The organism is Chryseobacterium sp. 1B4 (assembly GCF_036631475.1).
Lineage (GTDB): Bacteria > Bacteroidota > Bacteroidia > Flavobacteriales > Weeksellaceae > Chryseobacterium.
Genome location: NZ_JAPNUF010000007.1, coordinates 1,188,532 through 1,213,858, shown reverse-complemented (window position 1 = coordinate 1,213,858; position 25,327 = coordinate 1,188,532). Strand labels below are relative to the sequence as shown.

At 37.5% G+C, this 25,327-nt stretch carries 34 protein-coding genes and 4 pseudogenes; 17 read left to right on the top strand and 21 right to left on the bottom strand.

The genetic code is table 11. The features are described from left to right. Window positions 1-318 precede the first annotated feature (318 nt). A complete protein-coding gene (locus OWR28_RS15725) occupies window positions 319-1,635 on the top strand; it encodes a hypothetical protein (RefSeq protein ID WP_332387411.1) in 1,317 nt (438 codons plus the stop codon). Between the two features lie 116 nt (window positions 1,636-1,751). Here OWR28_RS15725 and OWR28_RS15720 read toward each other — a convergent pair whose 3' ends face one another. From OWR28_RS15720 to OWR28_RS15680, 9 genes and pseudogenes are all read right to left on the bottom strand, one after another. Continuing rightward, the gene (locus OWR28_RS15720) at window positions 1,752-2,144 is read right to left on the bottom strand and encodes a nuclear transport factor 2 family protein (RefSeq protein ID WP_332387410.1); all 393 of its coding nucleotides are present in this window, start codon (window positions 2,142-2,144) and stop codon (window positions 1,752-1,754) included. A gap of 115 nt (window positions 2,145-2,259) precedes the next feature. After that, window positions 2,260-2,934 (bottom strand): NAD(P)-binding domain-containing protein, encoded by a 675-nt coding sequence (locus OWR28_RS15715; RefSeq protein WP_332387409.1) that lies wholly within the window; start codon window positions 2,932-2,934, stop codon window positions 2,260-2,262. A 113-nt stretch (window positions 2,935-3,047) separates the two neighbouring features. Beyond that, a complete protein-coding gene (locus tag OWR28_RS15710) occupies window positions 3,048-3,560 on the bottom strand; it encodes a Crp/Fnr family transcriptional regulator (RefSeq protein ID WP_332387408.1) in 513 nt (170 codons plus the stop codon). Between the two features lie 149 nt (window positions 3,561-3,709). After that, window positions 3,710-4,320 (bottom strand): annotated as a pseudogene (locus tag OWR28_RS15705) (arsenate-mycothiol transferase ArsC). 19 nt (window positions 4,321-4,339) lie between these two features. Further along, window positions 4,340-4,813, bottom strand: a complete 474-nt coding sequence (locus OWR28_RS15700) for a DUF6428 family protein (RefSeq protein WP_332387407.1) — start codon at window positions 4,811-4,813, stop codon at window positions 4,340-4,342. An 81-nt stretch (window positions 4,814-4,894) separates the two neighbouring features. Continuing rightward, window positions 4,895-5,223, bottom strand: a pseudogene (locus OWR28_RS15695) (ArsR/SmtB family transcription factor). Window positions 5,224-5,374: 151 nt separating this feature from the next. Next, window positions 5,375-6,319, bottom strand: coding sequence for a 3',5'-cyclic-nucleotide phosphodiesterase (locus tag OWR28_RS15690; protein ID WP_332387406.1), 945 nt, complete (start codon window positions 6,317-6,319; stop codon window positions 5,375-5,377). A 143-nt stretch (window positions 6,320-6,462) separates the two neighbouring features. Next, window positions 6,463-7,917: a sigma 54-interacting transcriptional regulator gene (locus OWR28_RS15685; RefSeq protein ID WP_332387405.1), complete on the bottom strand. Its 1,455-nt coding sequence runs from the start codon at window positions 7,915-7,917 to the stop codon at window positions 6,463-6,465. A 61-nt stretch (window positions 7,918-7,978) separates the two neighbouring features. Beyond that, window positions 7,979-9,117 (bottom strand): annotated as a pseudogene (locus OWR28_RS15680) (vWA domain-containing protein). Window positions 9,118-9,955: 838 nt separating this feature from the next. Here OWR28_RS15680 and OWR28_RS15675 point away from each other — a divergent pair. The 7 genes from OWR28_RS15675 (at window position 9,956) to OWR28_RS15645 (ending at window position 14,173) form a co-directional block, all read left to right on the top strand. Further along, a complete protein-coding gene (locus OWR28_RS15675) occupies window positions 9,956-10,156 on the top strand; it encodes a hypothetical protein (protein ID WP_332387404.1) in 201 nt (66 codons plus the stop codon). Next, a complete protein-coding gene (locus OWR28_RS15670; protein ID WP_332387403.1) occupies window positions 10,126-10,824 on the top strand; it encodes a hypothetical protein in 699 nt (232 codons plus the stop codon). Before OWR28_RS15675 ends, OWR28_RS15670 begins: the two co-directional genes overlap by 31 nt. Continuing rightward, on the top strand, window positions 10,818-11,513 hold the full coding sequence (locus OWR28_RS15665; protein WP_332387402.1) for a HAMP domain-containing sensor histidine kinase: 696 nt from the start codon (window positions 10,818-10,820) through the stop codon (window positions 11,511-11,513). The genes OWR28_RS15670 and OWR28_RS15665 overlap by 7 nt, the downstream gene beginning before the upstream one ends. Continuing rightward, window positions 11,491-12,087 (top strand): response regulator transcription factor, encoded by a 597-nt coding sequence (locus OWR28_RS15660; RefSeq protein ID WP_332387401.1) that lies wholly within the window; start codon window positions 11,491-11,493, stop codon window positions 12,085-12,087. The genes OWR28_RS15665 and OWR28_RS15660 overlap by 23 nt, the downstream gene beginning before the upstream one ends. 584 nt (window positions 12,088-12,671) lie before the next feature. Then, complete coding sequence (locus OWR28_RS15655; protein WP_332387400.1) at window positions 12,672-13,070, top strand: ACT domain-containing protein; 399 nt, start codon at window positions 12,672-12,674, stop codon at window positions 13,068-13,070. Window positions 13,071-13,223: 153 nt separating this feature from the next. Continuing rightward, window positions 13,224-13,616: an alpha/beta hydrolase gene (locus OWR28_RS15650; RefSeq protein ID WP_332387399.1), complete on the top strand. Its 393-nt coding sequence runs from the start codon at window positions 13,224-13,226 to the stop codon at window positions 13,614-13,616. Further along, the gene (locus OWR28_RS15645; RefSeq protein ID WP_332387398.1) at window positions 13,580-14,173 is read left to right on the top strand and encodes an alpha/beta hydrolase; all 594 of its coding nucleotides are present in this window, start codon (window positions 13,580-13,582) and stop codon (window positions 14,171-14,173) included. Before OWR28_RS15650 ends, OWR28_RS15645 begins: the two co-directional genes overlap by 37 nt. 101 nt (window positions 14,174-14,274) lie before the next feature. Here OWR28_RS15645 and OWR28_RS15640 read toward each other — a convergent pair whose 3' ends face one another. Then, window positions 14,275-14,640: a VOC family protein gene (locus tag OWR28_RS15640; RefSeq protein ID WP_332387397.1), complete on the bottom strand. Its 366-nt coding sequence runs from the start codon at window positions 14,638-14,640 to the stop codon at window positions 14,275-14,277. 121 nt (window positions 14,641-14,761) lie between these two features. Here OWR28_RS15640 and OWR28_RS15635 point away from each other — a divergent pair, with 121 nt between their 5' ends. Together OWR28_RS15635 and OWR28_RS15630 are read left to right on the top strand one after the other, a co-directional pair. Continuing rightward, window positions 14,762-15,520, top strand: a complete 759-nt coding sequence (locus OWR28_RS15635) for a hypothetical protein (RefSeq protein WP_332387396.1) — start codon at window positions 14,762-14,764, stop codon at window positions 15,518-15,520. Between the two features lie 186 nt (window positions 15,521-15,706). Next, window positions 15,707-15,949 carry a hypothetical protein gene (locus OWR28_RS15630; RefSeq protein ID WP_332387395.1) on the top strand — a complete coding sequence of 81 codons (243 nt, stop codon included), beginning with the start codon at window positions 15,707-15,709 and terminating at the stop codon, window positions 15,947-15,949. Between the two features lies 1 nt (window position 15,950). Here the strand turns inward: OWR28_RS15630 and OWR28_RS15625 are convergent, their stop codons facing one another. Continuing rightward, window positions 15,951-16,556 (bottom strand): Crp/Fnr family transcriptional regulator, encoded by a 606-nt coding sequence (locus tag OWR28_RS15625; RefSeq protein WP_332387394.1) that lies wholly within the window; start codon window positions 16,554-16,556, stop codon window positions 15,951-15,953. Window positions 16,557-16,688: 132 nt separating this feature from the next. Beyond that, complete coding sequence (locus tag OWR28_RS15620) at window positions 16,689-16,820, bottom strand: hypothetical protein (protein WP_332387393.1); 132 nt, start codon at window positions 16,818-16,820, stop codon at window positions 16,689-16,691. A gap of 177 nt (window positions 16,821-16,997) precedes the next feature. Between OWR28_RS15620 and OWR28_RS15615 the strand changes: the two genes are divergently transcribed. Further along, window positions 16,998-17,246 carry a hypothetical protein gene (locus tag OWR28_RS15615; RefSeq protein WP_332387392.1) on the top strand — a complete coding sequence of 83 codons (249 nt, stop codon included), beginning with the start codon at window positions 16,998-17,000 and terminating at the stop codon, window positions 17,244-17,246. Then, the gene (locus OWR28_RS15610; RefSeq protein ID WP_332387391.1) at window positions 17,204-17,626 is read left to right on the top strand and encodes a YoaK family protein; all 423 of its coding nucleotides are present in this window, start codon (window positions 17,204-17,206) and stop codon (window positions 17,624-17,626) included. The genes OWR28_RS15615 and OWR28_RS15610 overlap by 43 nt, the downstream gene beginning before the upstream one ends. 139 nt (window positions 17,627-17,765) lie before the next feature. Here OWR28_RS15610 and OWR28_RS15605 read toward each other — a convergent pair whose 3' ends face one another. The 9 genes and pseudogenes from OWR28_RS15605 to OWR28_RS15565 form a co-directional block, all read right to left on the bottom strand. Continuing rightward, a complete protein-coding gene (locus OWR28_RS15605; protein ID WP_332387390.1) occupies window positions 17,766-18,041 on the bottom strand; it encodes a DUF4249 family protein in 276 nt (91 codons plus the stop codon). Between the two features lie 29 nt (window positions 18,042-18,070). Further along, window positions 18,071-18,583: a DUF4249 family protein gene (locus tag OWR28_RS15600; protein ID WP_332387389.1), complete on the bottom strand. Its 513-nt coding sequence runs from the start codon at window positions 18,581-18,583 to the stop codon at window positions 18,071-18,073. A 3-nt stretch (window positions 18,584-18,586) separates the two neighbouring features. After that, complete coding sequence (locus tag OWR28_RS15595; protein ID WP_332387388.1) at window positions 18,587-18,808, bottom strand: hypothetical protein; 222 nt, start codon at window positions 18,806-18,808, stop codon at window positions 18,587-18,589. Further along, window positions 18,781-18,978, bottom strand: coding sequence for a hypothetical protein (locus OWR28_RS15590; protein WP_332387387.1), 198 nt, complete (start codon window positions 18,976-18,978; stop codon window positions 18,781-18,783). The genes OWR28_RS15595 and OWR28_RS15590 overlap by 28 nt, the downstream gene beginning before the upstream one ends. Before the next feature lie 161 nt (window positions 18,979-19,139). Beyond that, window positions 19,140-19,352 (bottom strand): annotated as a pseudogene (locus tag OWR28_RS15585) (hypothetical protein); the annotation flags it as partial. Continuing rightward, complete coding sequence (locus tag OWR28_RS15580; RefSeq protein WP_332387386.1) at window positions 19,346-20,209, bottom strand: TonB-dependent receptor; 864 nt, start codon at window positions 20,207-20,209, stop codon at window positions 19,346-19,348. The pseudogene OWR28_RS15585 and the gene OWR28_RS15580, both read right to left, overlap by 7 nt. Next, window positions 20,206-20,454 (bottom strand): hypothetical protein, encoded by a 249-nt coding sequence (locus OWR28_RS15575; protein ID WP_332387385.1) that lies wholly within the window; start codon window positions 20,452-20,454, stop codon window positions 20,206-20,208. The genes OWR28_RS15580 and OWR28_RS15575 overlap by 4 nt, the downstream gene beginning before the upstream one ends. Window positions 20,455-20,565: 111 nt before the next feature. Then, window positions 20,566-20,910, bottom strand: a complete 345-nt coding sequence (locus OWR28_RS15570; RefSeq protein ID WP_332387384.1) for a carboxypeptidase-like regulatory domain-containing protein — start codon at window positions 20,908-20,910, stop codon at window positions 20,566-20,568. Between the two features lie 321 nt (window positions 20,911-21,231). Then, entirely contained in the window at window positions 21,232-22,179 is a 948-nt protein-coding gene (locus OWR28_RS15565; RefSeq protein WP_332387383.1) for an AraC family transcriptional regulator, read from the bottom strand. A 231-nt stretch (window positions 22,180-22,410) separates the two neighbouring features. Between OWR28_RS15565 and OWR28_RS15560 the strand changes: the two genes are divergently transcribed. The 5 genes from OWR28_RS15560 to OWR28_RS15540 all read left to right on the top strand — a co-directional run bounded on the left by OWR28_RS15560 (window position 22,411) and on the right by OWR28_RS15540 (window position 25,279). Further along, complete coding sequence (locus OWR28_RS15560) at window positions 22,411-23,130, top strand: DUF6796 family protein (protein WP_332387382.1); 720 nt, start codon at window positions 22,411-22,413, stop codon at window positions 23,128-23,130. 207 nt (window positions 23,131-23,337) lie between these two features. After that, window positions 23,338-23,871 (top strand): TlpA disulfide reductase family protein, encoded by a 534-nt coding sequence (locus OWR28_RS15555; RefSeq protein ID WP_332387381.1) that lies wholly within the window; start codon window positions 23,338-23,340, stop codon window positions 23,869-23,871. Between the two features lie 187 nt (window positions 23,872-24,058). Beyond that, window positions 24,059-24,385 (top strand): hypothetical protein, encoded by a 327-nt coding sequence (locus OWR28_RS15550; protein WP_332387484.1) that lies wholly within the window; start codon window positions 24,059-24,061, stop codon window positions 24,383-24,385. A 106-nt stretch (window positions 24,386-24,491) separates the two neighbouring features. Next, window positions 24,492-24,884 (top strand): SDR family NAD(P)-dependent oxidoreductase, encoded by a 393-nt coding sequence (locus OWR28_RS15545; RefSeq protein ID WP_332387380.1) that lies wholly within the window; start codon window positions 24,492-24,494, stop codon window positions 24,882-24,884. Next, complete coding sequence (locus OWR28_RS15540; RefSeq protein WP_332387379.1) at window positions 24,881-25,279, top strand: SDR family oxidoreductase; 399 nt, start codon at window positions 24,881-24,883, stop codon at window positions 25,277-25,279. The genes OWR28_RS15545 and OWR28_RS15540 overlap by 4 nt, the downstream gene beginning before the upstream one ends. Window positions 25,280-25,327: the final 48 nt, after the last annotated feature.

The window sequence follows — 25,327 nt, the reverse complement described above, 5'->3', positions numbered from 1 at the left end:
TATTTTATTGATTCGATTCTAAGAACACAAACGTCATATTCCTATTTAAAGAGAACGAATTTTAGTGAAAACAGCCCTCGGTTTTTATTAAAAACAATTCCGGACGTTCCTGAATTTTAGATTTTTTCTGATATGTTGCAAAAAACCTGCGATCTGCAGGTTTTTTTATTTGAATTTGTAGAATCAGAAAAATTCCTTACTCAGAAAAGGCATATGAAATAATAAAGAGTAGGTGGGCTTTTACTCCTGGTTAAAATTCATTATATTGGCAATTCCAAAAGTATTTAATAAGTATTTTTGGTATGTATTTACTATTCAGTGATAAAACCACAAGAATCTGACCATGAAGCAGACTTTTCTTACATCTTTCTTTTTTTGTTTATATTGGGTGTAAAAGCACAAAAGCAATCTATTTCCCCTGATACAATTTCTATTTTTTTCGATGAGCTAAAAACCGCTTCAGCGAAGAATATCACGCTTTGGGACAAAGATTTATATGGCCCCACAATTTTAATAGATCCGAAGACCAGAGAAGTTTTTTCCAACGAGCAAGATGCAGAAGGAATTCTGAAACAAAACGGAAATATTTTTTCCGGAATTCTGCCTCCTGACATTAACATTGCCAATACAGCTGTTAACTGGAGTGGAAAAAAATGGGCGATGATCATGCTTCCTCTTTCTCAAAACCGGCAAAACAGAATCAATCTGCTGGCCCATGAATCATTTCACAGGATCCAGCCTTCATTAGGATTTACGCTCAATAATGTGGAGAATAATCATCTTGATCAAAAAGACGGGAGAATTTATCTGCGGTTAGAGTTGGAGGCACTGAAACAGGCAGTCCGCTCATCTTCAGAAAAAGAATTAAAGCAGCATCTCACCAGTGCATTTACGTTTAGAAAATACAGGAATACACTTTATAACGGTTCAGAGGCTGCAGAAAATTTGCTGGAACTGAACGAAGGAATTGCCGAGTTTACAGGGCTTGTTGTGAGCGGCAGAAATAAAGAGGACGCAAGGTCATCTCTTTTGAACGGGATAGATGATTTTATGAAAAACCCCACCTTTGTACGATCATTTGCTTATCATACGACTCCTGTTTATGGATATCTGTTGTATAATAAAGATAAAGGCTGGAACAAAAAAATTGATGCAAAAACAGATCTGACCGGTTATTTCATTAAAGCATTCAAGATTACAATTCCGGCTGATCTGCAGAAAGCAGTTGAGGAATTATATGATGATTATAATGGTAAAACAATTATTAAAGAAGAAGCAGAAAGAGAAGAACGGACTAAAAAGCTTATTGCAGAATATAAGCTGAAATTTATTCAACAGCCTCATTTTGAGATCAGATTTGAGAAGATGAATGTTTCGTTTGATCCAAGAAATATTGTCCCGCTGGAAGATAAAGGTACCGTATATCCCAATATCAGGGTTACAGATTTATGGGGCATCCTGACAGTAGAAAACGGGGCATTAATGAGCCCTGATTGGGATAAAATTTCAATATCAAATCCGGTGAAAACTGAAAATAAAAAAATATCCGGGGATGGCTGGATCCTTGAACTGTCTGACGGCTACACCATAAGTAAGGATAAGGACAGTGGAAATTATAAACTGGTCAAGAATTGATACCAATCGATAAAAAGCTCCTGAAATATCTGATTTCAGGAGCTTTTTTATGGGAAAATAAATATGACTTAAAACTTAAAATTATTATATAATTAAGAGTTTACAGGCATTCCTGATTATTTGGGTTGATTGAACATATACCGTGAAATCTTCCAGGCACCATTTTCATTTTTCATCAGGAAGAACTCTCTGTTAAGCTCTTCAGTTTTTTGGCCATTGGCATGTATTAATTGCGTTCCGTTTGATTGTGTACGGACAAATGCGGTATTATCGTCAAGTGTTACGATTTCTTCGATTTTAAAATTTACATTAAGTTGAATTGCCTGGAATATGTTTTTATAGGCCGTTGTAAGTTCTGATGTTCCGGAAGCAGTTGGCAGTCCGGCTGGCATAAAAATTCCGTCCGAGGTATACTGGCCAGCTGCCTGTTCTACACTTGATTGGTTCAGAGCATCAAAGTAAATATGTAATGACTTTTCTATTCCTGTCTTTGTTGTTGGGTTTTCCATTGCTGTTGAATTTAGAATTGCAGAATTGTCTTTTTTTGCTTTATATCTTTCTGGCAGGCTGTTACACTGAATAGCAATACTGCCGTTATGATAACTGTTTTCATAATAGCTGGTTTTATTCTTTGTGCTGATTAAGAGCGTTTTTAGCCTCTTTAATAGATATAGGTTTACCCAATCTGCCAAACTCATGAAGATCACCAAATACCTCAATACGGATAGATTGGCTGATACTGCCTATGTGTAAAGGTTCAAAACCACTGTCAATGATGAGTTCTTCAATAGCTTTATTACTGTTAATACTGTCTGAAGCATAGAAAAGAACTTTTCTTTCAGGCTCTGAAAATGCAGATCCCGACAAGGAGGCGGCTCCTAATGTTCCGAAAGCTTTAATGAAATGCACCTCTTTAGGTATTAAAGATGAAAGTATCTGGCCGGCTGAGGTGTCTTTATCAATAATCTTTTTAACCCCCCCGTTCCCATCCGGTGCAATAGGGTTTGAGACATCCACAATGATCTTTCCTTTCAGCTCTTCGGCATACTGTTTTAAAAATTCTTTAATCTTATCAAAATAAATTGCCGGAATAACCACATCTGCATGATGGATGGCAGCAGATATTTCCTCTGCATCGGCAAGTTCACCCAGCTCTCCTGCAAAACCTTTTGCTTTTTCGATTTCTCTTGACGATACGATAACCGGATGACCGCCTTTTATAAGGTTGGCAGCAATAGTTTTACCTATGTTTCCTAAGCCTATAACGGCAACTTTTGTTGTTGAATTGTTTGTGTTCATTACTCTGTTTTAAATTGTTTGTCAATATCGACATTACAAAGTTGCAATGAACTACTATTTGCCGCCTATAAGGTATCTTAAGAAATACCCTTAATCTAGTTTAAGGGTATAAGTTATTTTTTAAACCTGTCATTCTTTATTTTGCTCAGAAATTCGGCAGTAACTCCCAGATATGAAGCAATTTGTGTATTGGGTAACCTGTTGGCCAGATGAGGATACTGGCTGATGAAGCTTTCATACCTGTCCAGGGCAGTTGTGCTAAACGTTTGAAGCAGCCGGTTCTGAAGTTCAATATATTTATTTTCAATGATGACTCGAAAGTTTCTGTCAAATTTTGGATAATTGGTATACAGATACCACAAATCTCCTTTGGAAATCTGCAGAACCACTGATGGCTCAATTGCTTCGATAAACAATTTGGAAGGGATTTCCTTGTGCAGGCTGCCAATGTCTGAAATCCAGTCATCTTCAGCCGCAAAAACAAGATTGTGCTCCACACCTTTATCATCTACACCATACATTTTAAAGCACCCGCTTTGTACATACGTGAAATACTTACATACATCCCCTTCCTGCAAAAGGAACTGTCTGCGTTTAATTTTCCGTTCCGTTACGCGGTCTTTCAAAGCCTGTATTTCTTCGTTATTAAGGGGTAGGTACTTTTAAAATGATTGATAATATTTTCCAAAATGATGGTTGTTATAGGTATTCAAATATACAAAATGGGAATAGTATACCTATGATAAAGAATTTGATCTCAATGATACCTGCATGATTATTTTTTGATTTTTGAAAACACATAGAATATTTCTTCAGCAATCTGTAAACTTCTTTCAGCATACACTGCTGTTTGATCTGGAGTATTGTCTGAGATTTTTGGATCTTCAAATGTAATGGGGATTCTTTTTCGGCACCAGGAATAAAGGGGCATTCGCCATCTGCCTGTGAACATGTCATTATCGCAGCAAAACCGGATACAGGATTGAACAGGCTGTCGTATTTCTTTGAAAAACCAATTATTGGAAGACTGTTATCACCATATTTTACAGCATATACAGGGTTGGTTGTATCAGAAACACTGAAAACTGTAAACCCCTGATCGGTTAAAGTTGCCGCAATCTTAGGGAATAATGCCGTTGTTTCCGTTCCTCCGGAATAGCAATGAACTTCCGGAATCGCAAAGAAAGAAGCAGCTGTCTGTGCCCAGATCTGTGCCAGATGACTCCGTCGTGAATTGTGGGTGCAGATAAAATTCAGGTTGACTTCCTTTCTATCATCCACTTTTTGCTGGATAAAGCTGATTAGTGGCTCCAGAACCTCTTTTCTGTCAGTATCTGTCTTTTCCCATTTCAGAGATTGAACCGTATTTAATAATTCCTGATACATAAGTTTCTAATAAAATTAATTAGCAGCAACCTGATCCCGGAGTGCAGGCCGATGTTGGGTTTACAGACAGTTCAGACAGGTTTTTCTTTTGTTTTTCAGATGGGATTCCACAAGCTTCCTGTGCAAGGCATGCTGTAGTTTTATTTTTAAGGATAAAATTTCTCCCGTTGAATTCCAAATCATATTTACCGATGGTTTCACCCTGATATTCCACTTCAATTTCCGAATCTTCTATACCTAATTTTTCTTCTGAAAGCTGTATAATGTGAAGCAGTTTTCCCGGCTTAAGGCGGTGTTCGTAGTCATTGGCATTCCATAGCTGAAAGTTTACTGCTTTTTCACTCCGGATCACTCCTCCGCAATCGATGAACTTTTTTATAATCTGACCGATCTCCGTTACATGGAAATGTTCAGGTACAAAAGTTCCATTTTCCAATTGAAATTCAACACTTTTGAGAGTAGGTAGAATTTCTTTAATTTCTGATAATTTCATAATAGGTATTTTTAGAGATTAAATGTATTGATTTTATAATTATATATTGCAATATTACGATGTTGAAGTGTAAAAAAATGCTTAACAGCATTGCTTTATTGTGACATCCTGATTAAAGAACAGATTAAATTCATTTTGAAATTTTTCCAGGTGCTTTCATTAATGCAATAGCATACGGATTTCCCTTCAATGGAACCTTTGATAATATCAATGTTCTTTAATTCCTTTAAATGTTGTGAGATAGTAGCCTGTGCCAGTCCAAGTTCTTCAACGAGATCATTACAAATACATGCTTTCTGATTGATGATGTATTGTAAGATGGCTATCCTTGCCGGATGCCCCAAAACTTTTAGAAGCGAAGCCAGCTTATTCTGTTCTTGCGTGTAAATGTCAGTTTTAGTAACTCCCATTATTCTTATTTTATATTGCAATATTACGATGTTAAATTCGTAAAACAATGAAAGAAAGATTTTAATTTTAAAAAAATTATTTTAACTGATTGAATTTCAGGTTGTAAAAATAAAGATGAAGCATATTGCCGCTTCATCTTTCAATTGGTTCTTATGGCAAACTTATCTTTTTACCCTGTTCAGGGAAGATATAGTTTATTTTTAAAGGATTGTTCTGTAATAATTCTTTTTTAATAAGTTCGGGATTATCTCCGGTAGGTTTTCTATGAGTAACCACAATGCTGAGGTTCTCAAGGCTGTTTTGTCCTGTCTTTTCTTTCAGTTTGCTCAGTTCCTCTATCAGTAGGTTAGGAGTAAGGTGCCCAAAGAGCAGATGCTCCGGCTGGCTGTTAGGAAAAGAAACTTCAATTAATATGGTGTTTAACTGTCTTTTTTTAACAAGAGGAGCTATAGTCTTCCATAGGTTGTCAAGGCGGTCAGACTTTTCGATACGGTCAGCACCGGTATCTCCCAGATAAAGAAGGTAGTGATCATCTCTTCTTACCAGTGCAGCACTGCTTTTGTAAGGGTTCACATGGCTTAATTCGTAGCCTGTTATAAAAAACGGTGTTTTAGGTGCCGGAATTTCGGTTCCTTCCTGAAGCTCATTGTAATGATACTTTCCAAGGATTGGTTTCTGACCCTGATCGGCAAAATTAATCCAGGTATCTGTAATGAAATAATGATTCTGCAAAATCTGAATTACCGGAGGTATAGCGAAAATATCTTTTTTAGAATCAGCCGGGGAATTGATGATAAGACCTGACAGGTGATCAAGGTGACCATGCGAGACGAAATATCCTTTTATCTGATCCTTCAGAACTGTTTCTGTAGTTCCGTCAAGGCTTTTCAATTGAATGGCTTTCCGGATGCCTGCATTGACAGTACCGGCATCAAGGCAAAGAAATGCATTATCTTTAGGTGCACCTACCAGATAAGCTGATAAATTATCTTCCTGCTCCCCACCATATATCCCTAAGGGAATCACATCAAAATTCTGTGCCTGACAAACAATATTCAGAAGAAGGGCCAATAAAGAAACTGCTGTTTTTTTCATAATCATAAAACTGGAAAACCATCTTTTTGAGATGGACGGGGCAAATTTACGGTATTTTTTGATGAATAACTTTCAATTTTGTGAACAAAAAAACCTTCAGGCTCAGGCTGAAGGTTTTATTTTAAATGTGTCAAATATTTATTTTAATTGCGTAAAAACTGACCGATTCCGGGAGAATCAAATGTGAAAGTATTCTGGCTTTCAGATTTGTCAATTTTATTGCTGATGGTTAGTGCCCACAGCACAAGCTCTTTACAGAAATTCCGGTCTTCAGCACTCAGTTCGGAAGTATTTTCTTCAACAACGGTTACCAAAGGTTCTATTTTATCAAGTTTAGCATAGAATTCTTCATCCGTATCATTGTAATTAAGTTCCAGGTGATTTTTATTGAACCATCTGATCAGATCTGTGTACGGCGTTTTGATTCCTTCTTTTTCCAGTTTGGAAATACGCGGGAATATGCTTTCAAACTGTGTCATCACAGCTTTGTCGATCAGCATTTTGGCTACATAATCTGCACCTTCCTGTTCACCTTCATACACGAGTTCAATTTTTCCCGTAATAGATGGGATAATTGACATGAAATCAAGCAGGCGGACGGTAGTTCTCTCTTCACCGGATTCAATCAGCCGTAATTTGGCTGCTGCGACTAAATTTTCCATAGCACTGATTGTCAGACGGGCACTGACACCGCTTTTTGCATCTACATATTCACTGATACGGGCTGCAAAAGCAACTTCCTCCAAAAGGTCTTTAGCCAGATCTGGAATTTGTATCTGTGCTTTATCTTGTGCAGAAATCAATGCCTCCTGTTCCGTAATCTGACGGGCAAGGGCAATTGTTTTTGGATAATGGGTGAAAATCTGGGATCCGATTCTGTCTTTCAGCGGAGTTACAATACTTCCTCTGTTGGTATAGTCTTCCGGATTGGCTGTGAATACAAACTGAATATCAAGAGGCATTCTCAGCTGGAAACCACGGATCTGTATATCTCCTTCCTGTAAAATATTAAACAGAGAAACCTGGATTCTTGCCTGTAGATCCGGAAGCTCATTTAAAACAAAGATAGAACGGTTGGCACGTGGAATCATTCCGTAATGTAAAACACGTTCATCAGAATAGGGGAGTTTTAAAGTAGCTGCTTTTATAGGGTCTATATCTCCGATTAAATCGGCAACATTTACATCCGGGGTGGCCAGCTTTTCATAAAAACGGTGAGAGCGGTGTACCCAGGAAATCGGAGTGTCATCGCCAAGTTCTTCAATAAGATCCCTGGCATATTTTGAAATCGGATGGAATGGGCTGTCATTGATTTCTGATCCTTTTACAACAGGCATATATTCATCAAGCAGGTTGACCATACTTCTTGCTATTCTTGTTTTTGCCTGTCCGCGCAGTCCAAGCAGATTGATGTGGTGGCTGGCAAGAATTGCTTTTTTCAATTGGGGAACAACAGTATCTTCATACCCCCAAAGACCTTCAAATACGGGCTCTTTAGCTTTAATCCTGGCAATCAGGTTGGCCTGGATCTCCTCATTAATTGTTTTATGGGTGTAACCGGAGTCTTTTAATTCTTTGAATGTAATATCGTTTTTCATTGTCTTGTAATACTAATTATCTGGTAAGATTTTATGGTAATGTTTTAAGGGAATTCTGCTTTTATATTCTTCTTATTCTGTTTTTCTCATAATCTTCAAAAATCATTTGTCCTAAGCCTGAAAGTCCTGTCAGAAAAGCTTTTCCTTTATTCTGAGCGGTAAATTCTTCTACAAACTGACGGAGATAAGGGTCCTGCGCAATCATGAAGGTTGTGATAGGAATTTTGAGTTTTCTGGCCTGTGCCGCTCTGTTGAGGCATTGGTTAACAATCCTTTCATCCAACCCAAAACTATTCATATAAAACTCTCCGCTGGGCAGCTGTATACAGCTGGGCTTACCGTCGGTGATCATAAAAATCTGTTTGTTGGTATTTCTTTTTCTGCGCAGAATATCCATGGCCAGCTCCAGACCAGCTACCGTATTGGTATGATAAGGTCCTACTTTCAGGTAGGGAAGGTCTTTGATCTTGATGGGCCAGGCTTCGTTCCCGAATACTATAATATCGATGGAATCTTTAGGGTATTTACGCTTAATCAGCTCCACAAGTGCCATGGCTACTTTTTTGGCCGGAGTAATGCGGTCTTCACCATATAAAATCATGGAGTGGCTGATATCGATCATCAGGACAGTACTCATCTGAGCCTTATGTTTGGTTTCCTCTACGATGAGGTCATCTTCAGTCAGGTGAAGATCTGAGATGCCGTTATTGATCTGGGCATTTTTTAAGCTTTCAGTCATGTTCACTGCTGCCAGGTCATCTCCATACTGATACGATCGGTTTTCGCCGTCGCGTTCATCTCCGATTCCTGTTTTGCTGGTGCGGTGATTTCCGGCTCCGGTTTTCTTCAGTTTTCCGAAAATCTGATCCAGGGCATATTCCCGAAGGGCTGCCTCCAGTTTGGGGGTTAATATATTTTTACCTTTTCCGCTTCCTGTATTTCCCTCTTCTGGATCTTCTTCCCTGATATAGCCTCTTTTTTCAGATCTTCTTCAAAATCCTGAAGGGTATATTCATCACTGAAAATATCATATTCCTGGTCAAGCATATCAAGCCACTCGAAAGCTTCTTCGATGTCTCCGGAAGTGTGGGTAAGCAAATCTTTGAACACATCAAAGACCCGGTCAAAATGCGATAATTCCTCCGGCACATGTTTGCTGAATATAAAGCCTCTCTGAGGATTAAAATTTTTGTCTGTCATAAGATGATAAAGCTGTTTTGCTGTTATTGGTTTGAATTCCCGGATAACCGAATGAATTGTCCGGGATATTCTTTGTTTCGTTTCAAACTGAAAAGTTAGGAAAATATCATCTCAGGATTTCATCAGAAAAATAGAAAATACTAATGATGGTGATATGGATAAGAATATAATTTGAATGAATAAAGGTAATGATTAGAAATCTTAAGAAGGCCGGATACCAATTAAAATTCTGATATGGATGACCGCCGGAAAGAATATTCTATAAATAAAGATATTCAATTCAAACCTGAAGCCCGCATACGGCTTCTCCATTTGATTAATGATCTTTTATTTTTCATACGTTGCCGATTAGATATTGTTCATCAGATAAAATAAATCAACAGATTTAGAATATTTTATAGAGCCTCTAACTTTTGCAATTGATCTAAAAAAACAGATTTACGTAAATAAAACTGAATGTCTGTAAGACGTTTTAATAGCAAAAAAATTAAATTCCCGGGGTTTTATCAAATATTCATTATTATAAGAAGACAAAAATTACTTTAACTTTGCCAATTGGATGATATACCGGTATTATGAAATTATTGAAAATAATGGTATATTGTTAAAGGCTAATACCTCATGAACTTATGTAGTCAGGAAATTAATTTAACTGATAAACAAATATGAAATATAAATTCTTAAATTTTAAATTGAGAAAACTTGTTCATTACTCATTGATCCTTTGTATTCTGCTGATACAGGTCATTATCGCCATATTTTTCTATAACGAATTTGTCAACGGAAAAAGCTGAAGTTTATTAAAGATCAGCTGGAAGAAAGCCGTGCCCTGGGTGGGTTGACAGATCATTCAAGGAAAGATTTCCTGGATGCCCAGGAGCATCTTCAGAAATATATGGCGACTCAGGATAATAAAGAGCTGCAGCTGTATTTCCAGTCTTTGAGAAAGCTGAAATTGAATTTTGACAAAATAGGGGAATATGAAAATACCAGCCCGGGACTGAAAAAATGCTGGCCCTTCACCGCCGGGATACAGTGAAAGTTGCAAAACTGAAAACACTAATAGATTCAGTGTACCAGACTTCCCTGAACCCGCCTGCCAATATTGAAGATAAGCAGTATGTACCTGCCAAGTATAAAAATGATTTTGAAGATTTCAAAATTCAAACCCGTACTTATGCCGATACCGTTAAAAAGAAAGGCTTTTTCGGACGTTTAAAAGATGCTGTAACAGGAAAGGTGGATGTACAGAAGGAAAGTACGGTAATTACGATGACCAACAACAAAACGCTGGATCTTTCCCAGGTAAAATCCAAAATGGACAATACTTTAAAGTCTATGGATAAACATTATGCTGCCGAAGTGAAAAAAGTACAGCTCCTGGCAGCCCGGAATCAGAAAAACAGCTTACAGTTTTACAGCAATTTCAGTAAGCTGCTGGTGTATAGCAACGGGCTGATAGAGGTGTATGAAAATGCAATCAATGATTTTAAAGCCCAGCTGGAAAAAGAGTATAACGAGCAGAGCTCAAACAATAACAGGATAAGGACTTATCTGGTATTGGGACTGATGATTCTGATGTTTATTGTATCTATCCTGATCATGTATTTTACACGAGTAGCATTTATCTATGAACAAAAACTTAATGCTGCCAATAAAGAGATTAAAAGAATCTTAATTTCAAAAACAGGATTCTTGGAATGCTGAGCCATGATCTGCGGTCACCATTAAAAATCATCAATATTTTCATTGATAAAATTCACAGAACCACAAAGGATGAAACGATCAGGGATTATCTTAAATCAATCAAGTTTACGAACAGTACTTTGCTTCTGCAGTCTAATCAGATCCTGGAATACACCAAAAATGAAAATGCTGAAAAAGAACTTATAAAATCAGTTTTCAACCTTAAAGATGAGGTCAGTTCTATCGTAAAGGTAATTACACCTTATCTGGAAACCAGGAACAACAGATTTGTGGTCACGGACAGAATTCCTGAAAATATAATGGTATATTCGGATAATATCAGAATCAATCAGATTTTTATGAATATTCTCGGAAATGCCAACAAGTTTACGGAAAACGGTCAGATTGATCTTGTAATGGCTACAGAACCTGCCGGCGAAAATAAAATCACCCTGATTACAACAGTAGGAGATACCGGAGTGGGAATATCAGAATCTGATCTTGGTAAAATTTTTAATCCGTATTATCAGGGAATAGTATCTGATGAAGTGGATAATCTGGGAGCAGGGCTTGGCCTTAACCTGGTAAAAGAAATTGTAGAGCTTTTCGATGGTGATATATCGGTTGAAAGTAAACTGCACAAAGGAACGAAAGTGACATTCAGGATCAATTTAAATAGTAATAATAATGGAAACATCAATTCAAAATAAAGAGATTATATTCCTGCTGGCAGATGATCACAGCATTGTGCGCCAGGGAATGGAAATTGTTATCAGTGATATTGTTCCTAACGCGAAGGTATATCAGACTTCTTCTTTACATCAGGTATTGGAACTGGTTGAATCAAAAGGAATAGAGATGGCAATTATTGATGCTCATTTCCCGGACGGAAACAGTCTTCATATTCTTCCTCAGATGAAAAGTGTAAATCCTGATATGAAAATTTTAATTTTTACGGGACTTGAAGAGGATCTGCACGGACTTAAATTTATCAAAGCCGGCGCTAATGGTTACCTGAGCAAACTGAGTGAAGAAGAAGAGGTAAGGGAGGCTCTGACAACCTTTATCGAGAAGGGAGAATATTTTTCTGATCTTTTACGAAATCTTCTGGTACAGTTTGTTTACAATCCGGATCTTATAAGCCCTCTCAGCATTTTAACCAAAAGAGAACTGCAGATTGCAGAACTTTATGCTGAAGGATATGGAAACCTGGAAATATCAAACAGTCTGAATATCAAACAAAATACAGTAAGCACAATTAAAAAAATATTTTTGAAAAATTAAAGATCGAAAATATGGTTGAGCTTGTTGACCTTATCAAAACCCATCATAAGCTGTAGTTTTTTAAGAAAGTTCATCACTTCATTGTATCAGGATATTATATTTTATCGATAAATATCTATAAATCGATCGATATGTATCGATGGGGTTTATAGAGGATTTTATTTTATAAAGTTGTTCCTTTGTAATGTGAAATTTAAATAATGAAAAAGCAAATGAGAATTGCTTCTAATTATTGGAATTTCATACACAAAAAACAAATGATGATTTATAACTATACAAATAATAAACGGTAGTTATAAAAACACAAATGATGAAAATTAATAACACAACGATGAAATTAAAGAAGTGTATGAATAACCTTAAGCGGACTTCTTAAAAAAACCAAATGATCAAAAAACACAAACACATATAGTGAGGTTCAGTTGATAGGTTACAGTACAAAACAAAGAGGAGGCAGTCAGCCTCCTTTTTTGTTTTTTGGATGGAAAATCTTTTAAAAATACTGATAAAATAGCAACGAATAGGGTTTTTATCAAATGATAAATGAATGTTGCTGCCTATATCTTAGTTTTGCAGACAAAAAAATGTCAGGAGAAAAAGACTTAGCTGTATTGCTTCAAAAGATGGAACCGGTATTGAATGCCGGAGAATATGTGTTTTGTCCCATTGAAACCTTAGATGAAATTCCGGATATAGAAAAGATTCTGTTTTTCTTCCGCGAGCATGAAGCTGTTACCATTGTGCTGCAGAGATCCGTAGCAGATGAATGGAATATGGCTTACAGCTATGTTTCTTCATGGATAACCCTTACTATTCATTCTTCACTGGAAGCCGTAGGGCTTACCGCTGCCTTTGCCAATGCCTTAAAAAACGAAAATATCAGCTGCAATGTAGTAGCCGCTTATTTCCATGACCATATATTTATAGCGAAAGAAGACACTGATAAGGCGATGAAAACTCTTGGCTCGTTAAAAACAAAATAGAATATTTTTAAAACGTTTTGAACATCCGGTTTTAATTTCGCAATCCCAATTGTCTACTTGAATCACTAAAATGTCCTGTTGATAAAGCTTTCACGTGTTCTGCCTGTTTTTGTGTTTTATGTTTGCACCATAATCAAACAAAAATAAACTACAATGAAAACAATCAGAAAAACCTCCGTCTTAAGCTTATTACTATGTTTAACTCTTTTTACTGTAGCAACAGTATCCTGTACGGAAGAAAACGAGCCTCCCACGTTACAGGAGGTACAAAACAGAAACCACCAAACTGCCAAGACCCAATTCATAACCGTTAAAGGAAATGCCATTGCGTACCGCGTTTTAGGAAAAGAAGAAGGGATTCCATTGGTACTGCTGCCGGGGTTAGGCGGCTCTATGGATGACTGGGATCCTGCAGTCACAGATGGTCTTGCAAAACAATATAAAGTAATCATCTTTGATAATAAAGGCGTAGCTTCCTCAAAAGGAACCACCCCAATACGGTGCAGGCAATGGCCGATGATGCGGCAGACTTTATCAAAGCATTGAATCTGACCAGAGTGAATATCATGGGGTTTTCTATGGGTGGATTTGTTGCACAGCGAATAGTGCTGACCAATCCGTCGTTGGTCAATAAAGTGATTTTAACCGGCACAGGACCAAAGGGAGCAATCGGGTTGTCTAATCTGCCTGATATTGTTGCAGGAACCGCAGGATTAAGTCCCGAAGCTTCATTTCTGAAATTCGGGTTCACAGAATCTGCGCAGAGTATTGCGGAAGGAAAAGCTTCTTTTGCAAGAATTCAGCTCCGTACTACGGACCGGGATCTTCCGTTGAGCGATGCTGCTTCCAACGCACAGTTTACAGCTGTATTGAGCTGGGCCCAGCCTAATGCTGATGCCCTTACGGAAATAGAGAAAATTAAAAATCCGGTACTGATTGTACATGGTGAAAATGACCTTCCGGTGTCTGTTCAGAATGCTAAAAATATGGCTCAGCATTTAGACCATGCAGAACTGGTTATTTTTCCTGATTCGGGACATGCCTCTTTTTATCAGTACCATGATACATTTGTTGCCAAAGCCATTGAATTCCTGAAGAAATAAGATTGGCTTTAAAAATCAGAATAAAACCCCGCTGTTGGACAGTGAGGTTTTATTTTTTGATGATATCAGGATTTAGCTGAATTTCTTCACAGCCTCTTCAGTTACGGGAGTAAAAAGTTAATCATATTTCCATCCGGATCACAAAACAGGAGAGATCGGTTTCCCCAAGGCATTGTTGTTGGCTCCTGGATGATTTCAGATGCTATCTCTTTAATTCTTTCATATTCTTCGTCTACATTTTTAACCAGAAATTCGATTATGGTTGATTTTGTTCCTGCGAAATCTGCCAGACCTTCTGAGAACATTTGCATTGTCCGGGTACTTCCGACAGCGATTGTGATAGAATCAGCAGAGAGCTCTATGAAATCTTCTGTATACCATGTGGCAGTTATACCTATAACCTGTTCATAAAAAGCTACTGCTGTTTTGATGTCTTTACTGATGAGTCTTAATGAGGTAAGTTTCATAAGAATATTTATTTAAATTATTTAAAACAAAGGTAAGAGGTGTTTATGACAGCAGATTGTCAGCAGTTATTGACAGTTTTTATTTTTTTGATTAAATTTGATAGCACCAAATTAATAACCTATGAAAATCAAAGTATTAACTCTTTTTCTGCTTTTCCTTAGCCATGTCTTTTATGGCTGCAGCATGTTTAAAATGACCCATAAAGGAAAGACAATCGTTGGAAATAATGAAGATTGGGTAAGTCCCAATGCTGAAATCTGGTTTGAGCCTAAACAGCAGGATACATACGGAGTAGCCTATGTTGGTTTTATCAATCGTTTTCCTCAGGGAGCCATGAACGAAGCTGGGTTAGTTTTTGATGGATTTGCCACTCCGGAAATTTCAGTTCCCAAACAGGAAGGGAAGGTTCAAAAGCCGGTTCGGGATATTGTACATTACGTAATGGCAAATTTTAATACTGTTCATCAGGTAAAAGACTATCTGTCTGCCATAGATATGAGTTTTCTGACTTCCAGTGTGATGATGTTTGTTGATACAACAGGAGAATATTTACTTGTAGAAGGCGGAGCTTTGGTTCTGGGAAATCAGGAATACTATATCCAGTCGAATTTTAATCCTACAAAAAGTACCGTTGAAGAAGATAAGAAAAAGCTGGATTATTATATGAAAGGTGTCGGTTTTCTTAAAGCCCGGCAGCCTGACGGAACGCCTGCTTTCTGTACTTCATTGATGGATCAGATGCATGTGAAAGATACGCAGTATACCAATATTTATGATCTGAATAAAGGAACAATACAGCTTTTCCTTCATCATGACTTCTCTCATTCAGTCGAAATTAATCTTGAGAAAGAATTGAAAAAGGGACCCATTCTTACATGATGGCAGACCTTTTCCCTGCCTCTTCAGAAGGAGTATTATTTTATAAGAAATATAATGATGCAGATAACTTGCGGGATACCTTCAGGATATCTGGGCAAAAGGAAAAGCTGGTAAAACCAAGGAAGAAATTGAAAATTATAAAGCTACATCAGGATTAGCCTGGCTTAGCAATTATATCGGATATGAATGGATGCGGGACAAAAACAAATAGGCGCGGCTATTAAGATTTTTACCTTCGCTACAGAAATGTACCCTGAAAATGCTAATTTATTTGATAGCCTGGGAGAGGCTTACTGGATGGCAAAAGACTATAAGGCTGCCATTATGAACTATGGTAAATCATTATCCCTTAATCCTAACAATACCGATGCTATTGATATGCTCATGAAAATCAAACAAGAACAGGAAAAAACTGAAAGTAAAAAATAAATTAATAAAAATTAGCAATATGAATTAGCCGCTTAAAGTCGGTAATTTGTATTTTCCGCCCTTCAGATCTGATTAGTTTTTCCTGTTTAAAATCATTGATGATGCGGGCCAAAGTTTCTCTGGCAGTTCCCACCATATTGGCAAGATCTATGCGGGAAAGAGTAATGAATACTTCATTGTCAGGTGCACCATTTGATTTATACTTATCATGAAGAATCAGTAAGCTGAGGGCAGCTCTTTCCCGAACGGTCCGATGGGACAAAACTGCAATAAGATTGGCCATCACACTGAATTCATGACTTAAAGACTTCAGCAGCAGCCTTGAAAGTACTGATGACTGATTGAGAATATCAAGAAAACTGTCTTTTGAAATAAAGGAAATCACAGAATTTTCCAGTGTTGATGCAGTGTCACCGTAAGATTCATTGCTCAGAATAGCTGAATAACCTAAAAACTCACCAGAGGTGTAAATATAAATAATCTGTTCTCTTCCATCATTATCCACCTTGTATTTCTTTATTTTCCCTTCATTCAGATAGTAAACGCCGTTAGGTTTTGTTCCGTCAGTAAATACAGGCTCATTTTTACGGTAATTTTTGGTTTTCATAGCTCCTGTAAGCAGGTTTTTATCATACTCAGGAAGTTCATCAAAAGATATTGATTATTGAAAATAAATTTTGAGATCATAATTTTTCTATACAGGCTGTTGAATACGCTCAGTTTTTAACTTAAATCACATTTAAAGATGATCAACATCACAATGTTTTTTTCTTAAACGGATTACTTTTACAAAAGTAATGAAATTGATCCTGAAATAAGAAACAGGCATTTCAGAGAGGTCTTTTGGACGCAGTTCCAGATCTGTCATCATTATTAAAACAACAGGTTTTTATAATAAAAGGCAATAGTAAATTTATAAAGAACACTGGATAGATATTTAAGCGGACATGTTTTTCACAGTTGATACTGACATTTCTAAATTATTTTTTTTTACTTATTTATTTTATCCAGCTGTTTTTTACAGCAATACATTTCTTAGAGATTCAGAATGTTCAGACACAGAGGGAAAAACAGAACCTATTTTCATAACCTTAAGCTGGCATCAGCACTTTCATTTGTTGCCGGAATCGTGAATATTGCAGGTGTTTTGTCTGTTAAAGTGCTTACTACGAATATAACCGGGCATTTTGCCTTTTTTCTGAGGAGATTCTTCTGGATCATTACAGCAAAGCATTTATTTACTTCATCTTTATTGTGTGTTTTCTTAGCGGCGCGTTCTGCTCAAGCTTTATGGTAGAATTTTCATCAGGACGTAAAATGTTCCGTCCACATCTCATTCCTCTGATCACTGAAATTATGATATTGGGTTTTGTAGGAATATCTGGCGGGAAGCCATTAGGAATTTCAATATCTCCTTATACAACTGCCGGGCTTTTACTTTTTGCAATGGGAGTTCAGAATTCATTGGTAACAAGAGTATCCCAGTCTGTAGTGAGAACCACCCATCTTACCGGGCTGTTTACTGATCTGGGAATAGAGCTTTCAAAGCTGTTTTTTAAGGAGCGGGAAAATGAACAGCGCCAGCTTAAAAAGAATATTACCCTGAAACTGGTGATTATTGCCTGCTTTTTTCTGGATGCATTGCTGGTGGTTTTGTTTACAGCATCATTCAGCTAAAAACACTGATAGTGACTGCCGGATTATTATTGTTTGTTATCCGGTATGATAAACTTTTGTATAGGTATTATTCCCTGAAAAGAAGATTGAGATAAACGAAAAATAAAAAAGGATATTCTGTGATGAATATCCTTTTAATTTATGGAGTAACAGGAGGCTGGATTACAAAAGTCTCTGTATCTGTTGTATGGGCAGAAAAATATCCTAATGCTCCATTGCTGATATTGCTTGGAGGATTGGCTGGAGTAGCGGTTCCCCCATTACCTCCCGAAATCTGAAGCAATGCACTGTAATAAGTGAATACATTCGTGTCTATAGACTGCATTTCCACATGAATTTTATCTCCTGCAACGACTTCATGATCTCTGCCTTTGTTATCATCATTAGGAAGGATGAGAGGCTGCTGGTTGGGCAATCCGTTATTAACATTATCCGAAATTGTATTCAGGTATTTTTTAGAAAGATCATTGATCGTAAAATGAAAAGGTAACGGTTCCCGAGTGGCATTGGGTCTGTAAAGAGTGGTAAGAGGGTATAAGTAGTCTTATCCCCAAATTTAAAAGAGCTTTGCTTCAATCCGTCAAAATAAACAATTTCAGGCATTTTGCTCTGGGCTGTATATTCTTTTCCTTCAGCCTGTACCTTCAATGTATAGGTTCTGCCGGGTGACCCTGTAAAAGTTGAGGTTTGGTACACTCCATTTCCCGTATACTGAAGTGTTTCGGTCTGTCCCATATCATCACTTAAAATAACCTGGGCGCCGGTAACAGCCGGGTATTGATTAGGCTCTGAAAAGCCAACTGATTTTGTGATTTTTACGGTGTAAGGGCCTGGCTGGTTCGTAACATTTCCTTCAATGACAATGTTTCCGCTCTGATCATTCAGATCAAGGTCGATTTCCTTTTCACAAGAAGTTAATGCCAGGAGAGATAATATGATATACAATGTATTTTTCATGATTTAGAATTTGAAATTATAAGTGATGTTAGGTACCCAGCGGAATAAAGAGGTCTGCATGGCACGGGTTGTTCCGGGACGGTCAGGATTGTCCTCGAAATTAATGGTGTAGGCATTTTCACGCCCATACAAATTATAAATACCGAATGTCCACGATCCGCGGAAACGCTTATTGGAACCAGGTTCATAAGTTGCACTCAGGTCCATTCTGTGATAAGCAGGCATTCTGTCTGCATTTCTGTTGCTGTACTGAATATGGTTTGTCCGTTCAGCTCATATTTTCCGGTAGGGAAGGTAACGGCATTTCCTGTACTGTAAACGAACAGCCCTGAAAAACTCCATTTCGGATTAAGCTGATACGTTGCAACAATGGAGAGATCATGTGTTTTGTCCATTCTGGCATTGTACCATTCGTTATTATTGATTCCGTTGATCTTTCTTTCTGTTTTGGAAAGCGTATACGAAATCCATCCTGTAAGTTTTCCGCTCTTCTTTTGGCGATAAGTTCCAGACCGTATGCTCTCCCTTTTCCGAATAACAGTTCACTTTCCACATCCGCTCCTGTGTCAAAGCCAATCTGAGCCCCGTTTTTAAAGTCGATCTGGTTTTTCATGTCTTTATAGTACACCTCAGCATTCAATTCATAATTGTTGTTATTGAAATTTCTGCTGTACCCAAGACTGATCTGATCTGCAATCTCCGGTTTTACCGTATAGCTGCTTCCGATCCACTGGTCGGTAGGATTTCCGCTGTTGCTGTTGCTTAACAGATGAAGATTCTGGGTATTTCTGGAATAACCTCCTTTACACTGCTCACTTCATTGATGCGGTAGTTGGCACTGATCCGCGGCTCAAGATTCACATAGGTTTTCCCGAATTTCCCTTTTTCCAGGAATCTGCTGTCGGTAAGCACTCCATTCTCATAAGTATTAAAGGTATCACCTCCCAATACACTAAACATGGAAAGCCTTGCCCCGTAATTGATGGTCAGCTTCTCCGTTGCTTTATAATCATCGTTAATGTAAACGGCATTTTCCCATGAATATCTCGGATTTCTTGCAAAGCTGCTCACCGTAGTACCGGAAGCGCTGCTCGGCGTTAAGGTGTGATAAATAGACTGCAGCCCGAATTTTACAGAATGCTTGTTTCCTGCAAACCAGGTAAAATCCTGCTTCAGATTCCAGTCACGGATTTTTGAATTTAAATCAAATACCGTATCATCATTTTTCAGACTGATTTTATAATCATAATTACTGTAAATAAATGATGTATTGGAGAATAGCTTACTGCTGATGATGCTGTTCCATCTCAAAGTGGCTGTAGTATTTCCCCAGTCTGTATTGAAAGTATCTCCCAGTCCCAGAACATCTCTTCCGAAATACCCTGACAGGTAAATACGGTTGTTTTCATTGATCTGGTAATTGGCCTTCAGGTTAAGATCATAAAAGTACAGTTTGTTGTCTTTATAATCCTTACTCGTCTTAAGGAACAAATCGGCATACGTTCTTCTTCCGGAAACAATGAATGACGACTTTTCTTTCTGAATAGGGCCTTCCACACTCAGCCTGCTGCTGATCAGGCCGATTCCTCCGTTCACGTTATAGTCTTTATTGTTTCCGTCTTTCATTTTGACATCCAGTACAGAAGAAAGACGGCCTCCATATTGGGCAGGACTGTTTCCCTTAATAATGCTGGCATCTTTAAGAGCATCACTGTTGAATGTGCTGAAAAACCAAGAAGATGGGAGGCATTATAAACCGGTGCTTCATCCAGTAATATCAGGTTTTGGTCTGTAGCGCCGCCTCTTACACTGAACCCGCTGCTTCCTTCACCGTTACTTTTGATACCCGGTAAAAGCTGTATGGTTTTCATCACATCCTTTTCCCAAAAAGAACAGGAAGCTTTTCATATTTTTAATGTTTAACGTTTCCGCCCCCATTTGGGCAGATGTTAGGTTTTTATCCTTTTTTATAGCGGTTACCACTACTTCGTCAATGGTTTTTGTCTCTGTTTCTGCGGAATAAGAGGAAGATCCAGTTTTATATTCTGGTCCACTTTGATTTGCTGTTCAAAATCCTTATATCCCGGATTGGAAATGATAAGTGTATAATTTCCTTCGGGTAATGAAAGAGAATAAAATCCATATTCATTGGCAACAACATTGATGCTGGGATCTTCGCTTACTTTTACAGAGACTCCGATGAGCAATTCCCCGTTTTTTTTATCTTTCACGGTTCCACTTACGGAATACGTCTGTTGGGCCATTGCCAGTGTACTGAAGCAGAGCGCAGCGGTGGCAGCGGTAATTTTTAGAAAGGATGTTTGCATTAGTTTATTTTAAAGTAATAGATCTCTTGTCTATGAGTTAATGTTTTGATGATGTTCAATGAGTTGGATGAATAGGGGATTTGTTACATGTAACAAATTAATTATGAAATAAATCCATTGAAAAAGCTTACTTCCGGAAATGGTAATGACAAGGATAAAAGAGGATTGTCAGATAAAAAGCAGTATTATGCATTGGATATTAATTTATTGTTGTTCTTTGGTAGATTTTATTGAAAAACAAATTATTAACGACTGTTGTTTAGTTTTTATTATTATCCGGAATTAAAAAATACAAATAAGCTTTTACAAAACTGTATGATGCTACCTGCTTCTGAGCTGGCTGGGCAGGATATTGAATTTTCGTTTAAATGCTGATGAAAAATGTCTCGGATTTTTATAGCCGATATGATCAGAAATTTCACTGATATTCAGATCACTATTGAGAAGCATTTTTTTGGCCTGCTCCATTTTGAGATCATTCCAGAATCCGAAAACGGTAGTCCCGAAAAGCTCTTTGAATCCTTTCTTTAAAGTAAATTCGTTGGTTCCCACCAGATGGGCAAGATCATTCAGAGAACTATCTGCATTCAGGTTCTTTACAATATAATCCCTCACATCATACATTTTCTCTATATCTTTTTTCTGAAGAGAAGAAGATGGGGATTCACTGTTGAAAAACTGTTCAAGCTGCAACAGAAGAAGTTCATTTACTTTAGCTTCAAGATAAATTCGTTTGAAAGTCCCCTTTCTGTTGCAAAGAATGATGTCGTTCAGAATCTGATACATATCATGGGTAATGCGGTTATGCTCAGTCTGAATGAGAGATGAATTCTGCTTGTCAATCGAATTTCTGAATATTTCAAACAGTACTGAATGTTCAGGCAGAAATTTTTTAAAGAATTCAGGAGCAAGGTTGATTTCGAATACATACATTTCCGGACCTTCGAATTCCATCCTGCCTTCCATATGATGGGCATAAATAATGTTGTGCTGGTAGCTATCAAACACTATTGTTTTTTGGAAATTACCTGAAATTGCTTTGCTTTTTCCTTTCAGGGTAAAATGCATTTCTACCGAATCAAAATCACTTTCGAGGTACAATCGAAGCGGTTTATTCAATACAATATTCCCAAAACTGATGTGGACATGGGTAAAGCTTATTTCGTGATAAAAACCATTTCCATAAGGAGGAATGAGTTGGGTAATGCATTCCTGGATTCCTCCATCGCCTGCGAAATAAGAGGAGGTATAATCTCGCTCCATAAGCATGTTTTCCAATTTTTCATCATATAACCGTACTGTCATTTCCTTTTGCTTTGTCAGAATTTCCTTTTACGGACTTTTATTCCGTTTTATAGACCCTTTCTGTTGAATGTTTAGAGTAAGTTTGCACAAAGGTAATAATTATTTAGAATCATTCTTAATAATTAAATTGCTTTTAAAAAAAAGAAAAAATAATGAAACGATGTACATCTCATCTACAATTAATTGTTAAAATTTATGAAATATTCAGGTAAAATAAACTGGTCTTTTGCTGCAGCAATAGCAGTGTCAGTATGTTGGATTATTGGTGATATTTACGTTGCCGGATTTGATCCGGACCCATCGGATTATCCTTTGTTTTCAAAGACCTATGCAGATCAGGTGAATGTAGAATTTGCAACTTTAATGCTGGAAGGTTCCACTCCGAGATTGATGTTTGGTGCTTTGATTGGTGCTCTTACGGGGCCTTTACTGCTTCCTGCCACCTGGCTGGTGTATCAGTTTTTCAAAGACACTCAAAAATGGTATGCAGTCTTGGTGTATTGGATCTTACTGGCAGGAGCGGTTTTATCACCTCTGGGGCATGCCGGATTCTTCTATGTGGGGGAGATCTATAAAGCGGTTTATCATACGGATTCTGCCTCTCATCCTTATCTTCTGGAGACGGGAAGAGGTTTTATGAAAATGCTTAACATTGCCTGGGGAACAGCTATTGGTGTACTGGCAGCCGGATGGATTTCCTTTGCTGTTTGTATTCTTTTCAATAAAACCCTGTTGCCGGGGTGGATGGCTTTGCTGACTCCATTTGCGCTTACTTTGTTTATCATTCCTATAAAAAATCTTTTACCTCTTCCTTTTTCAGGATGGGTAGGAGGAGCAATATTCAATATTGCCTATCTGACATTTTTCAGTTCACTGCTATTCCTTTTCAGAAAGAAATTGTACAATAAGATATAGTTTTAAAGAATCTTACCATGATGATAACTTAAAATAAAACACAGAGAAAGGCCTTTAAATCTAGGTATTTGAAGGTTTTTTGTTTTAAAAATAACCTTTCCGGACTTTGATCAGAATATTAACCTTATATTGGCTGGGAATTAAGCGGAAGAATATGGAAAATCTGAAGATCTGGATAAGAAAAATGGTTCCACTGCAATACTTACAGTGCTTTTCATTATCCTGTTGGTGAATAAAGATGCAAAAGCATGGCTTATGCGGCAGGCAGCGTCTACCGGAATCCTTAATTCCAGTATATCAGAATCAAAAGAAGGCCGGCATGTTTCAGCCAAAGTTTCCTATACCGGGCTGACGCTGAAAAATGAAGACGGAACAATGATCGATGTTTCCGCTTTACAGAATAAAGTAATCTTCATTAATTTCTGGGCATCATGGTGTCCTCCCTGCAGGGCGGAGTTTCCGTCTGTTCAGAAGTTATATGACCGGTACAGAAACAATCCGGAAATGGTATTTCTCACGGTAAATCTGGATGATAATATGAGTCTTGGAAAATCTTATTTAAAAGAGAAAAGTTTTACGGTCCCTTTCTTACACCAGCTGGAAATATTCCTGATATATTGTATAGCGGATCTTTGCCAACAACTGTTGTACTGGATAAAAAAGGTGAAATCCGTTTACACCATAAAGGCCTTGCCGATTATAGTAAAGATTCGTTTTATAAACAGATTGATGAACTATTGAATGAAAAGTCATAATTTTAAATCTAATGATGATTCCTTTATCCTGCCTGCTCTTACAGAAATAAGAGCTGCAATTCTGAAAGAAAAAATTCTGTACAGAACTTTCCAAAGGCTATAGTATTTCCTTTCTCTGATAGCTATATAAGCCTGGTTACCCAAATAAAACAGCTGAAGTCTCTTCTGAGACTATCCTGTACAATTCAGGGGATGCAGTCAATGAAAATAAACAATTTAATTTACCGGATTACTGGTGTTTTGCTGGCAATGGGCAGGGCGACCGATGGTTTTTGAATACAGACCATCAGGTTTTTTTCTATGATCATGATGATGACGGGAAGCTGAAGCCGATGCATATTAATTTTGAAGAATGGCTGCAAATGGCGTTCATTATCCGTCAGCTGGATCACTGTTTTGAAAAATATGACCATATCCCGGAGCCGGTTCGTCAAGAGTTTTATAAAGCCCTGAATACTATTCATCCTGCATTAAGTGATGTGTATCCGTTTACATTTTAACGCTGTTTTTCTACCAGTAACGAACTTAAAAAATTAAACCTTAAAAATATAATCTGAAGGTTTTTTCTTACATTTATCTATACCAATTATTATATCCAAACACCATATGAACATTCAACTTTTTTCAAAAAATGCTTTAGTGGGAGGAGCTACACAGGGAATAGGCGCCGGGATTGCTTTAGAACTGGCAAGTTGTGGTGCCAACGTAACCGTTATGTCCCGCAATGAAGAAAAACTGAAAGATTTCGTTTCTTCACTGCCAATCATTGATGCCGGTCAGAAACACAGATATCTGGTTGCTGACTTCTCGGATTTTGAAAGCTATAAGAAAGTAATTGCAGGATATTTTAAGGAACATTCAGTAGATATCCTTGTTAATAATACCAATGGTCCGGAACCCGGACTGGCAGTTGATAAAAGCACAGACGATTACCAGAAAGCATTTGATCTCCTTTTAAAACAGTTTGCGAAACAACATTACTGGCTCTGCCTCATATGATCCAACAGAAAAACGGACGCATCATTAATGTTTCATCACTTTCAGTAAAAGAACCGATCGGAAATCTCGCATTATCCAATTCAATTCGTTCCGCTGTAATTGCATGGGCTAAAACCCTATCCAATGAAATTGCACAACATAATATTACGGTAAATAATGTGCTGACAGGGTATTTTGATACTGAAAGAATTCAGAAACTGGTTGCCCATGAAGCTGAACAAACCGGAAATTCTGCAGAAGAAATAAAAAAGGCGAGGGAAAATAAAATTCCGATGAAAAGATTCGGACAGCCTGAAGAATACGGACATCTGGTGGCTTTCCTGGCATCTGATTATGCAGGTTATCTTACCGGAACAAGCATTCCGCTGGATGGGGGATTGAATAATACCTATTAAAATTTTACCATTTAAGAAATATGCATATTTTTAAACCACAAAAGTCAC

What these genes read in the sequence shown, in the direction of transcription:
- OWR28_RS15720 (WP_332387410.1), bottom strand. Translation starts at nt 2,144, where the DNA reads ATGGAAAACCCAACAACAAAGACAGGAATAGAAAAGTCATTACATATT.
- OWR28_RS15715 (WP_332387409.1), bottom strand. Translation starts at nt 2,934, where the DNA reads ATGAACACAAACAATTCAACAACAAAAGTTGCCGTTATAGGCTTAGGA.
- OWR28_RS15700 (WP_332387407.1), bottom strand. Translation starts at nt 4,813, where the DNA reads ATGAAATTATCAGAAATTAAAGAAATTCTACCTACTCTCAAAAGTGTT.
- OWR28_RS15690 (WP_332387406.1), bottom strand. Translation starts at nt 6,319, where the DNA reads ATGAAAAAAACAGCAGTTTCTTTATTGGCCCTTCTTCTGAATATTGTT.
- OWR28_RS15685 (WP_332387405.1), bottom strand. Translation starts at nt 7,917, where the DNA reads ATGAAAAACGATATTACATTCAAAGAATTAAAAGACTCCGGTTACACC.
- OWR28_RS15670 (WP_332387403.1), top strand. Translation starts at nt 10,126, where the DNA reads ATGCTGGCCCTTCACCGCCGGGATACAGTGAAAGTTGCAAAACTGAAA.
- OWR28_RS15665 (WP_332387402.1), top strand. Translation starts at nt 10,818, where the DNA reads ATGCTGAGCCATGATCTGCGGTCACCATTAAAAATCATCAATATTTTC.
- OWR28_RS15660 (WP_332387401.1), top strand. Translation starts at nt 11,491, where the DNA reads ATGGAAACATCAATTCAAAATAAAGAGATTATATTCCTGCTGGCAGAT.
- OWR28_RS15655 (WP_332387400.1), top strand. Translation starts at nt 12,672, where the DNA reads ATGTCAGGAGAAAAAGACTTAGCTGTATTGCTTCAAAAGATGGAACCG.
- OWR28_RS15650 (WP_332387399.1), top strand. Translation starts at nt 13,224, where the DNA reads ATGAAAACAATCAGAAAAACCTCCGTCTTAAGCTTATTACTATGTTTA.
- OWR28_RS15645 (WP_332387398.1), top strand. Translation starts at nt 13,580, where the DNA reads ATGGCCGATGATGCGGCAGACTTTATCAAAGCATTGAATCTGACCAGA.
- OWR28_RS15640 (WP_332387397.1), bottom strand. Translation starts at nt 14,640, where the DNA reads ATGAAACTTACCTCATTAAGACTCATCAGTAAAGACATCAAAACAGCA.
- OWR28_RS15635 (WP_332387396.1), top strand. Translation starts at nt 14,762, where the DNA reads ATGAAAATCAAAGTATTAACTCTTTTTCTGCTTTTCCTTAGCCATGTC.
- OWR28_RS15630 (WP_332387395.1), top strand. Translation starts at nt 15,707, where the DNA reads ATGGATGCGGGACAAAAACAAATAGGCGCGGCTATTAAGATTTTTACC.
- OWR28_RS15625 (WP_332387394.1), bottom strand. Translation starts at nt 16,556, where the DNA reads ATGAAAACCAAAAATTACCGTAAAAATGAGCCTGTATTTACTGACGGA.
- OWR28_RS15620 (WP_332387393.1), bottom strand. Translation starts at nt 16,820, where the DNA reads ATGATGACAGATCTGGAACTGCGTCCAAAAGACCTCTCTGAAATGCCT.
- OWR28_RS15615 (WP_332387392.1), top strand. Translation starts at nt 16,998, where the DNA reads ATGTTCAGACACAGAGGGAAAAACAGAACCTATTTTCATAACCTTAAG.
- OWR28_RS15600 (WP_332387389.1), bottom strand. Translation starts at nt 18,583, where the DNA reads ATGAAAAATACATTGTATATCATATTATCTCTCCTGGCATTAACTTCT.
- OWR28_RS15595 (WP_332387388.1), bottom strand. Translation starts at nt 18,808, where the DNA reads ATGCCTGCTTATCACAGAATGGACCTGAGTGCAACTTATGAACCTGGT.
- OWR28_RS15590 (WP_332387387.1), bottom strand. Translation starts at nt 18,978, where the DNA reads ATGGACAAAACACATGATCTCTCCATTGTTGCAACGTATCAGCTTAAT.
- OWR28_RS15580 (WP_332387386.1), bottom strand. Translation starts at nt 20,209, where the DNA reads ATGAAAGACGGAAACAATAAAGACTATAACGTGAACGGAGGAATCGGC.
- OWR28_RS15575 (WP_332387385.1), bottom strand. Translation starts at nt 20,454, where the DNA reads ATGAAAACCATACAGCTTTTACCGGGTATCAAAAGTAACGGTGAAGGA.
- OWR28_RS15570 (WP_332387384.1), bottom strand. Translation starts at nt 20,910, where the DNA reads ATGCAAACATCCTTTCTAAAAATTACCGCTGCCACCGCTGCGCTCTGC.
- OWR28_RS15565 (WP_332387383.1), bottom strand. Translation starts at nt 22,179, where the DNA reads ATGCTTATGGAGCGAGATTATACCTCCTCTTATTTCGCAGGCGATGGA.
- OWR28_RS15560 (WP_332387382.1), top strand. Translation starts at nt 22,411, where the DNA reads ATGAAATATTCAGGTAAAATAAACTGGTCTTTTGCTGCAGCAATAGCA.
- OWR28_RS15545 (WP_332387380.1), top strand. Translation starts at nt 24,492, where the DNA reads ATGAACATTCAACTTTTTTCAAAAAATGCTTTAGTGGGAGGAGCTACA.
- OWR28_RS15540 (WP_332387379.1), top strand. Translation starts at nt 24,881, where the DNA reads ATGATCCAACAGAAAAACGGACGCATCATTAATGTTTCATCACTTTCA.